Genomic DNA, 285 nt, shown 5'->3' with positions numbered 1-285 from the left:
AGCGGTGAGCAAAAAGGTGAAGCGAAACGTGACGATGAAAACTTTGCTTACGTAGCAGCTTGGGAATATAAAGGAGAACCAAGCGATGCTGTTTTACATAAAGAGCAATTAGAATTTAAAGATATTGAGTTAAAACAAAGAAGTTATAAATAAGGAAAACTATGAATTTAACACTAAAAATTTGGCGTCAGAAAAACGCAAGTGATAAAGGAAAAATGGTTGACTATAAAGTCAATGATATTTCACCAGATATGTCTTTCCTTGAAATGCTTGACGTTTTAAACG

At 33.3% G+C, this 285-nt stretch carries 1 protein-coding gene; it reads left to right on the top strand.

From position 1 onward, the window contains the following. On the top strand, positions 1 to 153 hold a 153-nt coding region (locus H2O73_RS23895; RefSeq protein WP_182110787.1), incomplete at its 5' end, for a hypothetical protein. Positions 154 to 285 lie beyond the last annotated feature (132 nt).

This window comes from Vibrio marinisediminis (genome assembly GCF_014050145.1).
GTDB lineage: Bacteria > Pseudomonadota > Gammaproteobacteria > Enterobacterales > Vibrionaceae > Vibrio > Vibrio marinisediminis.
This window is presented reverse-complemented; position numbering and strand designations above follow the sequence as displayed.